11 protein-coding genes are annotated in these 13,494 nt (G+C 72.2%); 3 read left to right on the top strand and 8 right to left on the bottom strand.

Translation table 11 applies throughout. The annotated features are described in order from the left end of the window. Nucleotides 1–99: 99 nt before the first annotated feature. The 4 genes from VE614_RS13045 to pgsA all read right to left on the bottom strand — a co-directional run bounded on the left by VE614_RS13045 (nt 100) and on the right by pgsA (nt 3,704). A complete protein-coding gene (locus tag VE614_RS13045) occupies nt 100–642 on the bottom strand; it encodes a hypothetical protein (protein ID WP_324935976.1) in 543 nt (180 codons plus the stop codon). A gap of 208 nt (nt 643–850) precedes the next feature. Further along, the gene (locus tag VE614_RS13040; protein WP_324935974.1) at nt 851–2,017 is read right to left on the bottom strand and encodes a glycosyltransferase family 4 protein; all 1,167 of its coding nucleotides are present in this window, start codon (nt 2,015–2,017) and stop codon (nt 851–853) included. Further along, complete coding sequence (locus tag VE614_RS13035; protein ID WP_324935972.1) at nt 2,014–2,934, bottom strand: phosphatidylinositol mannoside acyltransferase; 921 nt, start codon at nt 2,932–2,934, stop codon at nt 2,014–2,016. Before VE614_RS13035 ends, VE614_RS13040 begins: the two co-directional genes overlap by 4 nt. Beyond that, nucleotides 2,931–3,704 (bottom strand): phosphatidylinositol phosphate synthase, encoded by a 774-nt coding sequence (gene pgsA, locus VE614_RS13030; protein WP_324936046.1) that lies wholly within the window; start codon nt 3,702–3,704, stop codon nt 2,931–2,933. Before pgsA ends, VE614_RS13035 begins: the two co-directional genes overlap by 4 nt. A gap of 226 nt (nt 3,705–3,930) precedes the next feature. On the opposite strand from pgsA, the gene VE614_RS13025 reads away from it, so the two are divergent. Next, nucleotides 3,931–6,129, top strand: a complete 2,199-nt coding sequence (locus VE614_RS13025; RefSeq protein WP_324935970.1) for an elongation factor G-like protein EF-G2 — start codon at nt 3,931–3,933, stop codon at nt 6,127–6,129. A 183-nt stretch (nt 6,130–6,312) separates the two neighbouring features. Beyond that, nucleotides 6,313–7,968 carry a hypothetical protein gene (locus VE614_RS13020; RefSeq protein ID WP_324935968.1) on the top strand — a complete coding sequence of 552 codons (1,656 nt, stop codon included), beginning with the start codon at nt 6,313–6,315 and terminating at the stop codon, nt 7,966–7,968. A gap of 78 nt (nt 7,969–8,046) precedes the next feature. Here the strand turns inward: VE614_RS13020 and VE614_RS13015 are convergent, their stop codons facing one another. From VE614_RS13015 to VE614_RS13000, 4 genes are all read right to left on the bottom strand, one after another. Beyond that, nucleotides 8,047–8,607 (bottom strand): HIT domain-containing protein, encoded by a 561-nt coding sequence (locus VE614_RS13015; RefSeq protein ID WP_324935966.1) that lies wholly within the window; start codon nt 8,605–8,607, stop codon nt 8,047–8,049. A gap of 128 nt (nt 8,608–8,735) precedes the next feature. Continuing rightward, the gene (gene thrS / locus VE614_RS13010) at nt 8,736–10,712 is read right to left on the bottom strand and encodes a threonine--tRNA ligase (protein ID WP_324935964.1); all 1,977 of its coding nucleotides are present in this window, start codon (nt 10,710–10,712) and stop codon (nt 8,736–8,738) included. Between the two features lie 90 nt (nt 10,713–10,802). Further along, the gene (locus tag VE614_RS13005) at nt 10,803–12,017 is read right to left on the bottom strand and encodes a hypothetical protein (protein WP_324935962.1); all 1,215 of its coding nucleotides are present in this window, start codon (nt 12,015–12,017) and stop codon (nt 10,803–10,805) included. Beyond that, the gene (locus tag VE614_RS13000) at nt 12,014–12,580 is read right to left on the bottom strand and encodes a DUF4365 domain-containing protein (RefSeq protein ID WP_324935960.1); all 567 of its coding nucleotides are present in this window, start codon (nt 12,578–12,580) and stop codon (nt 12,014–12,016) included. The genes VE614_RS13005 and VE614_RS13000 overlap by 4 nt, the downstream gene beginning before the upstream one ends. A 167-nt stretch (nt 12,581–12,747) precedes the next feature. On the opposite strand from VE614_RS13000, the gene VE614_RS12995 reads away from it, so the two are divergent. Then, entirely contained in the window at nt 12,748–13,476 is a 729-nt protein-coding gene (locus VE614_RS12995) for a 3'-5' exonuclease (protein WP_324935958.1), read from the top strand. Nucleotides 13,477–13,494 lie beyond the last annotated feature (18 nt).

Below are 13,494 nucleotides of genomic sequence, written 5' to 3'. Positions count from 1 at the left end.
GAGGCGCTGGGGCTGCCTCGGCTGGCAGTGGGGGCGGGACCTGGTGCCCCTTCCGGGCCGGCCACGCCGGTCCCCGCCGCCGCGGTCCCGTGCGCGCGCTCAGGCCGCCCGGTCCGTCAGGGCCGTGGGGGGCTCGTCGTCCATTTCGAAGGCCAGGGGGAAGGGGGCGTGGCCGGCGAGCCGGAACCAGCGGACCTTGCGGTGTTCACGGAGCCTGCGGGCCGCGCCGACCGCGTCGTTGTGGAACCGGCGGGCCATCGGCACCCTGCGTACGGCCTCCGCCAGCTCGTGAGCCGCCTCCTCGCCTCCGGGGGCCTCCCGGACCACCTCCACCTGCTGCGTCTCCGCGAAAACGGCCCGCAGCGCCTGGCTCAGCTCGCTCTCGGCGACCTCCCGGTGGTCCTCCTCGGCCTGCCGCGCGGCGTGCGCGGCCTCGTAGAGCACGATCGAGGCGGCCGGGTCGAGCACGCCGGACGTCGCCAGTTCCTGGGCCACCGAAGCCCTGCGCAGCAGCTGGGCGTCGAGCGCGGCACGGGCGGCGTCGATCCGGGCGTGCAGCCGGTCCAGCCGACCGGCCGTCCAGCTCAGATAGAGGCCGATCGCGACGAGGGCCACGAGGATCCAGATGAGGGTTTCGGTCACGGGCGGCAAGGCTACCGGGGCGCTGCGCCGCTTCGGCCAGGGCCGGGTGGCTCACAGCGGCCGGCGTCGCTGGGGGCTGCCACCCCCACGTCCCCGCTTCGGCCTGGCCGGCCTCGTCCGCAGACCCGGCGGGCTGCGTCGCGCACGCCCTCGACAGAAGCCCCGCGCCTCAGCCCCGCGCCTCAGCCCTACGCCTGAACCTCACGCCTCAGCTCCGCGCCAGTCCGAACCGCGCCCGGAGTCCGCCGCCCGTCGCCTCGTCCGCCGCCACCGCGGCCGCGCCCGCCGTCACCGTCTCGTAGACCGACAGGATGTCCGCGCCGACGGTCGACCAGTCGAAGCGCCGGACGTGGGCGCTGCCCCGGGCGCTCAGCTCGGCACGGCGCACCGGATCGCCCAGCAGCCGCAGCGCCCCCTCGGCGAGCGCGTCCGCGTCCTCGTTGGCGAACAGCTCGCCCGCCGCCCCCTGGTCGAGGACCTGGGCGAACGCGTCGAGGTCGGAGGCCAGCACCGGCGCGCCCGCCGACATCGCCTCGACGAGGATGATGCCGAAGCTTTCGCCGCCGGTGTTGGGCGCCACATACAGGTCGACGCTGCGCAGGAGGCGCGCCTTGTCCACGTCGCTGATCATGCCCAGGAACTCCACGCGCGAGCGCAGTTCGGCGGGGAGGGAGGCGACCGCCTCCTCCTCGTCGCCGCGCCCGGCGACCAGCAGCCGGGTCCGCGGGCGCTCGGCGAGGATCCGGGGCAGCGCCCGCATCAGCACGGGCAGGCCCTTGCGGGGCTCGTCGATGCGCCCGATGAAGCCGATCGTGTCGCCCTGCCAGTCCGGGTTGGGCTCGGCCTCGGCGAAGAAGGCGACGTCGACCCCGTTGGGGATGACCACGGCGTCGCCGCCGAGGTGCTCCACGAGGGTGCGGCGCGCGTACTCGCTGACCGCGATCCGCGCGCTGATCTTCTCCAGGGCCGCCTGGAGGATCGAGTACGCGGCGATCATCGCGCGCGAGCGCGGGTTGGACGTGTGGAAGGTGGCCACGATCGGACCCTGCGCCGCCCAGCAGGCCAGCAGGCCCAGCGACGGCGAGGTCGGCTCGTGGATGTGGATCACATCGAACGCGCCGTCGTGCAGCCACCGCCGCACCCGGGCCGCCGACAGGAAACCGAAGTTCAGCCGGGCCACCGAGCCGTTGTACGGCACGGGCACCGCGCGGCCGGCCGAGACGACGTACGGCGGCAACGGGGTGTCGTCGTCGGCGGGAGCGAGGACGGACACCTCGTGGCCGAGCCGGATGAAGTACTCGGCGAGGTCGCGGATGTGGAACTGGACGCCGCCCGGCACGTCCCAGGAGTAGGGGCAGACGATGCCGATTCTCACGAGCGGCCCTTCGCGGGGTCGGGAGCGGGGTCGAGGTCCGAGAGCCACAAGCGCTGCAGCATGTGCCAGTCCTCCGGGTGGTCGGCGATTCCCTGGGCGAAGGCGTCTGCCAGTGCCTGTGTCATGACAGACGTCTTCTCGGCCCGGGTGCCTGTCTCCGGTACCTCGATCGGGGGATGCACCCGTCCCCGCATGACGGGCGAGTCGTCGTACCACAGCGTGGCCGGCAGCAGCAGCGCGCCGGTGTGCTGGGCGAGCAGCGCGGGGCCCGCGGGCATCCGCGCGGTGTCGCCGAAGAACCGGACCTCGGTGCCGGACGCGGACAGGTCGCGGTCGGCGACCAGGCAGACCAGGCCGCCGTCGCGCAGCCGGCGGGCGAGGGTGCCGAACGCGGAGCCGCCGTTGTGCGGCAGCACCTCCATGCCGAGGCCCTGGCGGTAGGCGACGAAGCGGTCGTACAGCGTCTCCGGCTTGAGGCGTTCCGCGACCGTGGTGAAGGGGATCTTCAGCTCGGTGGTGACCCAGGCGCCCGCCAGGTCCCAGTTGGCCAGGTGGGGCAGGGCGAGGACGACGCCCTTGCCGGCGGCGAGGCCGTCGGTGAGGTGGTGGAGGTCCTTGACCTCGACGCCCGCGCTGACGCGTTCGGCGCTCCAGGCCGGGAGCCGGAAGGACTCCATCCAGTAGCGCAGGTACGAGCGCATGCCCGCGCGGGACAGCTCCGCCAGCCGCTCGGGGGTCGCGTCGGGCACCACGCGCGCGTAGTTGCTCTCCAGCCGGAGCACGCCCTTGCCGCGCCGCTTCCAGGCGAGGTCGGCGATGGTGCGGCCGAGCCGCACGGCGACCGGCTCGGGGAGCTTCTTCACGGTGCTCCAGCCGAGACCGTACAGCGCGTCCGTCAGACGCTCCTGGGCGCTCATGTCGCCGCCTCGCTCCCGTGGGAGGCGTTGTGGGAGGGGTTGTCCTGCCCCTGGGAGGCATTCTCCTCCCCCTGGGCGGCCGCGGCGTCCGCCTCCGCGGACTCCCTGCGGACCGTGACGACCCGCTGCACCAGGGTGACGAGACTGCCCACCGCGACCAGCCAGAGCGCGATCGGCAGGAGCACGTCGATGCCCGGCACGCCGAACGTGTGCAGACCGGCGAGTCCGGCCGCGACCAGGGAGATCACCAGCCGCTCGGCCCGCTCGACCAGACCGTTGACGGCCACCGGCAGCCCGATCGACTCACCGCGCGCCTTGGTGTACGACACCACCTGCCCGCTGGCCAGGCAGAAGATCGACACCGCGCACAGCACGTTGTCGTTCCCGCCGCCCGCGTACCACAGGGCGAAGCCGCCGAAGATCGCGCCGTCGGCGACCCGGTCCAGGGTGGAGTCCAGGAAGGCGCCCCAGCGGCTGGAGCGGCCCATCTGGCGGGCCATGTTGCCGTCGACGAGGTCGGAGAAGACGAACAGCGTGATGACGACCGTGCCCCAGAAGAACTCGCCCCTGGGGTAGAAGACCAACGCGCCCGCGATCACACCGGCGGTCCCGATCAGCGTGACCGTGTCGGGGCTCACGCCCCGGCGGATGAGAAACGCGGCGAACGGTGTGAGGACACGCGTGAAAAATGCACGCGCGTACTTGTTCAGCATGGCCTTCCCGAGGGTCGGTGTCGCCGGGCGTCCCCTGCTGGCCGCCGGCTGGCCCATCGTAGCCACGCGCGCGTGTGTGCGACGGCCGGGCACCCGCACCGGCCGGCGGGATCGGGCGAACGGCCCGCCACCGCCGGTGGGCGGCGGGTTCCCGTCGCTCGTATGGACGCACCGTGACGGGAGTGGAAAGCTCGAAGAATCGCGGGCGTCGCCGGAGCCGCCCACACGCGGCCCCCGCGTGTCCGCGCCCACAGTGACCTCACCGTGCACGGGAGGCAGGATCATGGGCGACAAGGCACACACCCACCCCGGAGCCGCCGGCAGGGCTACGGCGGCCGACCACCCCGCGTCCGTACGGAATGTGGTGCTGGTCGGCCACTCCGGATCGGGCAAGACGACTCTGGTGGAAGCTCTCGCGCTGACCGCGGGAGCGGTGAACCGGGCGGGCCGCGTGGAGGACGGCGCCACCGTCTCCGACTACGACGACATCGAGCACCGCCAGCAGCGCTCGGTGCAGTTGTCGCTGGTGCCCGTCGAATGGGACGACATCAAGATCAACCTCCTCGACACCCCGGGATACGCCGACTTCGTCGGGGAGCTGCGGGCCGGTCTGCGGGCGGCGGACGCGGCCCTCTTCGTCGTCTCCGCCTCCGACGGCGTGGACGGCTCGACCCGCATGGTGTGGGAGGAGTGCGCGGCCGTCGGCATGCCCCGCGCGATCGTGGTCACCCACCTGGAGGCCGCCCGCGCGGACTTCGAGGAGATGACCCGGATCTGCGCCGAGGCCTTCGGCGGTGACGACCCGGACGCCGTGCTGCCGCTGTATCTGCCGCTGCACGGCCCCGAGGCGCCGGACGGGCACGCGCCCGTCACCGGGCTGATCGGGCTGCTCACCCAGCAGCTGTTCGACTACTCCGGCGGGGAGCGCAAGGAGTCGGAACCGGGCGAGGACCAGCTCCCGCTGATCGAGGAGGCCCGCAACCGGCTGATCGAGGGGATCATCGCCGAGAGCGAGGACGAGACCCTCATGGACCGCTATCTGGGCGGCGAGGAGATCGACCTCAAGACGCTGATCGAGGACCTGGAGCGGGCCGTGGCCCGGGGCACGTTCTTCCCCGTGCTGGCCGCGGCGCCGGCCGCCGAGGGCGCCCGCCAGGGCATCGGCACGGTCGAGCTGCTGGAGCTGATCACCGGCGGGTTCCCCACCCCCTTCGAGCACCCCCTGCCCACGGTGACCACGATCGACGGCGAGCCGCGCGAGCTGCAGCCGTGCGACACCGACGGCCCGCTGGTCGCGGAGGTCGTCAAGACCTCCTCCGACCCCTACGTCGGCCGGATCTCCCTGGTGCGGGTCTTCTCCGGCACCCTGCGCCCCGACCAGACCGTCCATGTCTCCGGGCACGGCCTCGCCGACCGCGGGCACGAGGACCACGACGTGGAGGAACGCGTCGGCGCGCTGTCCATGCCGTTCGGCAAACAGCAGCGGCAGGTGACGCACGCCGTCGCCGGTGATCTGGTGTGCGTGGCGAAACTCGGCCGCGCGGAGACCGGCGACACCCTCTCCGCCAAGGACGACCCGCTGCTGATGGAGCCCTGGCGGATGCCGGACCCGCTGCTGCCGCTCGCCATCCGGGCGCACAGCAAGGCCGACGAGGACAAGCTCTCCCAGGGCCTGGCCCGGCTGGTCGCCGAGGATCCGACGATGCGGCTGGAGCAGAACCAGGACACCCACCAGGTGGTGCTGTGGTGCCTGGGCGAGGCCCACGCGGACGTCGCCCTGGAGCGGCTGCGCGGCCGCTACGGCGTCCAGGTCGACGTCGTACCGCACCGGGTCTCCCTGCGGGAGACGTTCGCGACGAAGTCGGCCGGGCGCGGACGGCATGTGAAGCAGTCCGGCGGGCACGGGCAGTACGCCATCTGCGAGATCGAGGTGGAGCCGCTGCCCGGTGGTTCCGGCATCGAGTTCGTCGACAAGGTGGTGGGCGGCGCGGTGCCGCGCCAGTTCATCCCGTCCGTGGAGAAGGGCGTCCGGGCCCAGGCCGCCAAGGGCGTCGCCGCCGGATATCCGCTGATCGACGTCCGGGTCACGCTGCTGGACGGCAAGGCGCACTCCGTGGACTCCTCGGACGCCGCGTTCCAGACCGCCGGGGCGCTGGCCCTGCGGGAGGCCGCCGCCGACGCCAGGATCCATCTGCTGGAGCCGGTGGCCGAGGTGAGCGTCCTGGTCGGCGACGAGTACGTGGGCGCCGTCATGAGCGACCTGTCGGGGCGGCGCGGCCGGCTGCTCGGCACCGAGCAGACGCCCGGGGGGCGCACGCTGGTGCGCGCCGAGGTGCCCGAGATCGAGATCGGGCGGTACGCCGTCGATCTGCGCTCCCTGTCGCACGGCACGGCGCGCTTCGACCGCCGCTACGCCCGGCACGAGCCGATGCCCGCGCAGGTCGCCGAACGGGTCCGGGAACAGGAGCGGGCCGCTTCCTAGTTGGGACACCGGAGCACCCAAGTGACCGGTGGGGAGGCTCCGCTGCCGGATCGGCGGACGGCTTCGGCCGTCCGCCGACGAATGCCGGTGCCTGCGGATACGCTGATGACCTGATCAACAGGTGTGCGAAGCAAGGAAGTCGGGAAGGCCGCAGGACGACAGTGGCGGCGAGTGGGGGCGGGTATGACCGTTGAGAGCGGTTACGCGGACATGTTCGGACCGCAGGTGCCGCGCATGGGCGACGAGGGCCAGACGGCGACCTTCGCGCTGGCCTCGGCGGCCTATCGGGACAACCCCGTGGAGGACATCAAGAAGGCCGACAACGAGTGGCACCAGTCGACCGTGAACCCGGGAAAGCTCGCGCTGTTCAAGCCGAACCTGGGCGAGGCCTTCTCCCGCGCGGTGGTCGACCGCATGCTCGGCGGCGGCCGCAAGCCGCTCATCCAGTCCTTCGGCACCCAGCCGCAGGTGGTCGTCGAGCACTGCCTGGCCGCCAACCGCATCCGCCGTGAGCGCGACAACAAGCTGACGGCGATCATGGCGCTGTGCGGGCTGGTGTTCCTGCCCGGCCTCGTGGTGTGGCTGGTGGTCTTCCAGCTGCGCACCACGATGACCAGGGGCGACAACAAGCGCGTCTCCGCGGCGGCCACCGCCCTGCTCATCGCCGTCGGCGCACTCGCGGTGATCTTCCTGGTCCGGATGCCCTTCACCGGCTTCTGGGGGTGGTACGCGCGCGCGGCGGTCGTCGCCCCCGTGGTCGGCTGGTTCTGGGCCAAGCGGGTCTGCGAGCACACCGCGGCGGACCTCAGGGACCGCTGGGACGGCCTCCTGGCGGGCAGCAGCATCGGCGCCAAGGTCCCCGAGGCCGTGCCCAGCAACCCCGGCGAGACCGCCGCCGAGCAACTGCGCCAGTCCCTGGCCCAGCTCAGCGCCGAACAGCAGTCGAACTCCGTGTTCTACGCCGGCCCCAAGGGCATCCTCGGCATGGGCACCCGCTGGGGCTCCTGGCAGCTCGCCGAGGACCTGGTGCCCGCCCACGCCGACCGCGAGATCCACCCGTTCCGCAGCTGGGACGTCATACGGTCGATCCACGACCAGCTGCGCATGCTGGAGCGCGGCCCGCTGAACACGGGCGGCTTCCCGACCCCGTCGATACGGCACTGGATCGTCACCCCGATCGGCGAGAACGCCACGGCGGTCTCCCGGCCCGAGGGCACCGACGTCGAGGCCTTCCAGGTCAAGCCGCACGCCATACAGGACATCTGCAACAAGCAGCAGTTCGGCGCCGGCGACCGGCACTACCTCGGCGTGCAGTGGACCCTGTGGGACGGCCAGCTGGTGCTCACCATGCTGATCACCGTCACCGTGCTGCACGCCACCCTGCGCATCGAGGTCACCGGCCATGCCCTCGGCCCCGTGAACGGCCTGTTCACCACCAAGTCGGAGGCCCCGACCAGGTCGGTCAGCAAGTCGTTCAAGCCGTGGGAGTCCCGCACGATCAAGCTGCCTCTGGTCAACAGCGACGAGGTCGTCCGGCTCGCCGTCCGCGCGCCGATCAGCTGGTATCCCCCGCTGCTGAACTGGCTCGGCGGTTCGATAGCCCTCCCGGAGCCGTTCGGCCTGCGGCACGCCTGGGCCGACCAGCCCTGGCGCCACCGGTTCATGGCCGACGACGCCCTGCGCGCCGCGACCCCGGTGCTGCGGGTGGTCCACGCCGCGGCGATCAAGGTCCTGAAGGAGAACGGCGTCGACACGGAGAAGTTCGGCAGCCGCTCCGCGTTTCTCAGCACGGCGGTGCAGGACCTGTCACCGCGCAAGGCCGACGTGTACGACGCCTAGACACCACGGCGGCCTGACGGAGACCTCGCGCGGACAGCACGGCGCCCCCGGCTCGGGCCGGGGGCGCCGAAGCGGTTCTCACGCCGTCGGCCAGGCCTCCGCCAGCATCTTCCGGGTGTCCGCCAGCAGCTGCGGCAGCACCTTGGTGTGCCCGACGACCGGCATGAAGTTCGTGTCGCCGCCCCAGCGGGGGACGACGTGCTGGTGCAGATGCGCGGCGATGCCCGCGCCGGCCACCGAGCCCTGGTTCATGCCGATGTTGAAACCGTGCGCCCCGGACGCGGTGCGCAGCGCCGTCATCGCCTGCTTGGTCAGCTCCGCCAGCTCGGCCGTCTCGGCGTCCGTCAGATCCGTGTAGTCGGCGACGTGGCGGTACGGCACGGTCATCAGATGACCGCCGTTGTACGGGTACAGGTTCAGCACCGCGTAGACCTGCTCACCGCGCCGGACGACCAGCCCGTCCTCGTCGGATTTGGCCGGGATGGAGCAGAAGGGGCAGCCGTCGTCGGCCCCCGGGCCGGTGGGCTTGTTCTCGCCCTGGATGTAGGCCATCCGGTGGGGCGTCCACAGGCGCTGGAACGCGTCCTGCGTCCCCACTCCGATCTGCTGCTCCGGCTCACTCGTCATGCAGTGCAGCATATGGCTTCGCCCGTTCGCGGCGTGTCGCCGGGGCCGCGCTCCAGGGGCTCTGCCGGGAGGACGACGAGAGGCCCCCGGGACGGACCCGGGGGCCTTCGGAAAGCGCCGGCGGTGCCGGAAGTGCCGGATCAGACCTGCGTCCGCTCCTCCACGACCTTCACGATCTTCGCGATGGCCTCGTCGAACGGAATGCCGTTCTCCTGCGAGCCGTCACGGTAGCGGAAGGACACCGATCCGTTGGACATGTCCTCGTCGCCCGCGATGACCATGAAGGGCACCTTCTGCTTCTGGGCGTTGCGGATCTTCTTCTGCATCCGGTCGGACGAGGAGTCGACCTCGACGCGCAGACCCTTCCTCTTCGCCGCAGCGGCGAACTTCTCCAGGTACTCGACGTGGGCGTCGCCGATCGGGATGCCGATCGCCTGGACCGGGGCCAGCCACGCCGGGAAGGCGCCCGCGTAGTGCTCAAGGAGCACCGCGAAGAACCGCTCGATGGAGCCGAACAGCGCGCGGTGGATCATGACCGGCCGCTGCTTGGCGCCGTCCGCGCCGGTGTACTCCAGGTCGAAGCGCTCCGGCAGGTTGAAGTCGAGCTGGATGGTCGACATCTGCCAGGTGCGGCCGATGGCGTCCTTGGCCTGGACGGAGATCTTCGGGCCGTAGAAGGCGGCGCCGCCCGGGTCCGGGACCAGCGGCAGGCCCTGCTTCTCGGCGACCTGGCGGAGGGTCTCGGTGGCCTCCTCCCAGGCCTCGTCGGTCCCGACGTACTTCTCGGGGTCCTTGGTGGACAGCTCCAGGTAGAAGTCGGTCAGGCCGTAGTCGCGCAGCAGGCCGAGGACGAAGGTGAGTGTCTTGTCCAGCTCCTCCGACATCTGCTCGCGGGTGCAGTAGATGTGCGCGTCGTCCTGGGTGAAGCCGCGGGCGCGGGTCAGACCGTGCACGACGCCGGACTTCTCGTACCGGTACACGGTCCCGAACTCGAAGAGGCGCAGCGGCAGTTCACGGTACGACCGGCCGCGCGCGTCGAAGATCAGGTTGTGCATCGGGCAGTTCATGGGCTTGAGGTAGTAGTCCACGCCCTCGTCGAGCTGCATGGGCGGGTACATGCCCTCGGCGTACCAGTCGAGGTGGCCCGACGTCTCGAAGAGCTTCCCCTTCGTGGCATGCGGGGTGTAGACGAACTCGTAGCCCTCTTCCTCGTGGCGGCGCCGCGAGTAGTCCTCCATGACCCGGCGGATGATGCCGCCCTTGGGGTGGAAGACGGCGAGGCCGGAGCCGATCTGCTCCGGGATGGAGAACAGGTCCAGCTCGTTGCCCAGCTTGCGGTGGTCGCGCTTCTCGGCCTCGGCGAGGAAGTCCAGGTACTGCTTCAGCTCGTCCTTGGACGGCCAGGCGGTGCCGTAGATGCGCTGGAGCATCGGGTTCTTCTCGCTGCCGCGCCAGTAGGCGGCGGCGTTGCGCATCAGCTTGAACGCCGGGATGAGACGGGTCGAGGGCAGGTGGGGACCGCGGCAGAGGTCCTTCCAGCACAGGTCGCCGGTCTTGGCGTCCAGGTTGTCGTAGATCGTCAGCTCGCCGGCGCCGACCTCGACGTCCGCGCCGTCGTCGCTGGACGCGGAGCCCTTGAGGCCGATCAGCTCCAGCTTGTACGGCTCGTTCGCCAGCTCCTCGCGGGCGGCCTCGTCGGTGACCACGCGGCGGGCGAACTTCTGCCCGCGCTTCTGGATCTCCTGCATCTTCTTCTCGATGGCCTTGAGATCCTCGGGCGTGAACGGCTTGTCGACATCGAAGTCGTAGTAGAAGCCGTCCTTGACGGGCGGGCCGATGCCCAGCTTGGCCTCGGGGAACAGCTCCTGCACGGCCTGCGCCATGACGTGCGCGGTGGAGTGGCGCAGGATGTTCAGGCCGTCCTCGGAGGAGATCTCGACGCCCTCGACCTCCTCGCCGTCGGAGAGCACGTACGACAGATCCCTCAGCTCGCCGCCCACGCGCGCGGCGATGACGGAGCGCTCGCCGGCGAAGAGGTCGGCGGCCGTAGTGCCCGTCGTCACCACGCGCTCTTCCCGCTCGGAATCGCGTTGGATGATCACACGGACGTCTGACACCGGTCTCTCCTGACTGAAGGTGGATGCGGCGCCATACCGGGAGCGCGCGCCGTACAGGATCGTACCGAGCGTTCGACCCCCCAGGCGAAATCAGTCCCCGCCGCACGCCTCCCCGAAGACGTCCAGGTTCTCCTGGAGCGACTTCATCAGCCGGTCCCGTTCCGCCTCGTCCACCTGCACCGGGGCGACGCCCGAGGCGCCGGTCAGCCGCCGGAAGCCGTCCCGGCTCTCCAGCCGCCCGCGCACCCGCACCGGCACGCCGACGAGGTGGGCGTGCCCGGCGATGCGGTAGTCGTCCTCGTCGAGGGTGAGCCGGACGTGCGGCACCTCGGCCCCGGTGAGCACCCGCAGCCGTACGGTGCCCTCGCCGCGCGGCCCGGAGCGGCGCATCCGGACGACGGCGCCGGTGACGCGCACCGGGACGGAGGGTTCGGCGCGCCGGTAGCGGGCCGCGGCCTCGCGCAGCGCGGGGAGGTCACCGGGCGAGAACTCGACCGCCTCGGCGGAGGGCACCGCGCCCGCGGGGGCCCCGGTTGCGGGTGCCCAGGCGACGGCGATCCGGGCGCCCTCGGTGCCGTGGACGAGGGTGATCAGCGCCTCGGTGAGTTCCCGGCTGACGCCCGCCTCGACGGCGCCGTCGAAGGCGTCCATGCCGCCGGTGGCCCGCCGGAAGTCGATGGCCTCGCGGGCGGCGTAGAGCGCCTGGTGGAGGCGGACGGCGAGCGGGCGTGCGGTGGCCACGGGCACGAAGGCGGTGAGGCGGTGGCCCCCGGCCGCCGGGCCGATCAGGACGTTGTCCAGCAGTGCGGCGGCGGCCCGGCGGTGCCGGGCGCCGTGGTAGCCGGCCCGCGCGCGGGTGGCGAGCGCGGCGGCGAGCAGGGTCTGCCGGGCGGCGGTGCGCAGCCGCTCCTCGACGGGCCACGGGCCGGCGCCGGCCGGTCCGCCCGGTGTGTCCCGCCACCAGCGGATCTCGTCGCTGGGGACGGTGAGGCCGAGCAGTACCTCCCGGGCGCCGGGGCTGTGGCTGCGGGCGAGGGCGGTGAGGGCTTCGCCGAGCAGGTCGTCGCTGTCGGGGAAGGCACGGCTCTCGGGGACGAGCAGGCTGGTGCGGCTGCCGGCGGGGCCGGGCGGGGTCCAGCGGCCGTAGCGTCCGGGGGCGCCGCCGCGGCGCTGCCAGCCGTGCCGGTGCAGCAGGGCGCTGAGCACGGCGGGGTCGACCCGGCCGGGCTCGGGCGGCTGGTCCCAGCGGGCGTCGGGGTGCGGCCGGACCGGCCGCAGGGGCTCGTCGAGCGGACGGTGGGTCATGGTCTGCCTCCGGTGCCGACCCGCGTCATGATCTCGCACAGCGCCCGGTCGTCGAAGATGCGCGCGGTGGGGATCCGCACGGTGGTCCGGTTCCGGCCGGTGACGGGGTGTCCGGCGAGGTTGGTCCAGTAGCAGCAGTGCCTGAGGTCGAGGCGGTCGTGGCTGGCGCGCAGCCAGTCGTCCTGGGATCTGGGCACGAGCATCACGACGAGGATCTTGTGCACCGAGACCGGGGTGCGGGCGAGCTTCGCCAGGTGGGCGTTGTCGAGCGTGAAGGAGAAGGCGCGGCCCGGAGGGTTCGGCGCGACCTGGTAGGTGGCCTTGAGCTGGATCTTGATGGTGACCTCGTCGTCGACGGTGTGGCCCGGCGCGCTGTGGCTGACGTGCCAGTCGATGCCGTTGTCGGGGAAGGGCTGGGAGAGCGAGCAGCCCGCGGCCGCGGCGACGGCGTGCAGGTAGGCCACCTGCAGGGTCTCCATGCAGGCGGTGGTGGCGAGGGAACCGCGGAGGGGTCCCGGGCGGTCGGGACGCAGCCCGCCCCACTCGGGCTGCGCTATCACCATGGCCAACAGCCTTCCAAGCGAGGTGTTTCCCCGTGCCGCGCCGCTGAACTGCGCGAGCCGGTACTCCTGTTGTCTCCTAGCGGCGTACGGCGCAAACAGCCCGGGTATCACCGAACCGGCAGAAGACGGGACGTCAGCTGCCGTGGGTGAGCGAGGAGTTGTTGGGTATGACGTGCTGGTACGAGGGCCCTTTGGCGGCATTCGACACGGAGACTACGGGCGTGGACGTCGAGACCGACCGGATCGTGTCGGCCGCCCTCGTCGTCCAGGACGCCCCGGGCACCCGGCCGCGGGTGAGCCGCTGGCTGGTGAACCCGGGCGTGCCGGTGCCCGCCGAGGCGACGGCGGTGCACGGGCTGACGGAGGATCACCTGGCGCGCAACGGCCGCTGGCCGGCGCCGGTGATGCAGGAGATAGCCCTGGGGCTGGCGGAGCAGGCCGGCCGCGGGCGTCCGCTGGTGGTGATGAACGCACCGTTCGATCTGACGCTCCTCGACCGGGAGCTGCGCCGGCACCGGGCGTCCTCGCTGGTGCGCTGGTTCGAGTCGACGCCGCTGCTGGTGCTGGATCCGCGGGTGCTCGACAAGCATCTGGACCGCTACCGCAAGGGGCGCCGCACGCTGAGCGATCTGTGCGAGCAGTACGGGGTGGCGCTGGACGGCGCGCATGACGCGGCGGCGGACGCGCTGGCGGCGCTGGAGGTGGTCCGGGCGGTCGGGCGGCGTTTCGCGTCCCGGCTGGAGCGTCTCTCCCCCGCCGAGCTGCACACGTTGCAGGCGGTGTGGCACGCGGCGCAGGCGCGGGGACTCCAGGCGTGGTTCGCGCGCAGCGGTGTGGAGGAGGCGGTGGACCCGGCGTGGCCGCTGCGTCCGGACCTGCCGGCGGCTGCCGCGTAGGAAGCGCGCAGGCCGGTG

The sequence above is a fragment of the Streptomyces sp. genome, assembly GCF_035645055.1.
Taxonomy (GTDB): domain Bacteria; phylum Actinomycetota; class Actinomycetes; order Streptomycetales; family Streptomycetaceae; genus Streptomyces.
Note: the sequence above shows the minus strand (reverse complement) of the source record. Positions and strands in the feature narration are given on the sequence as shown.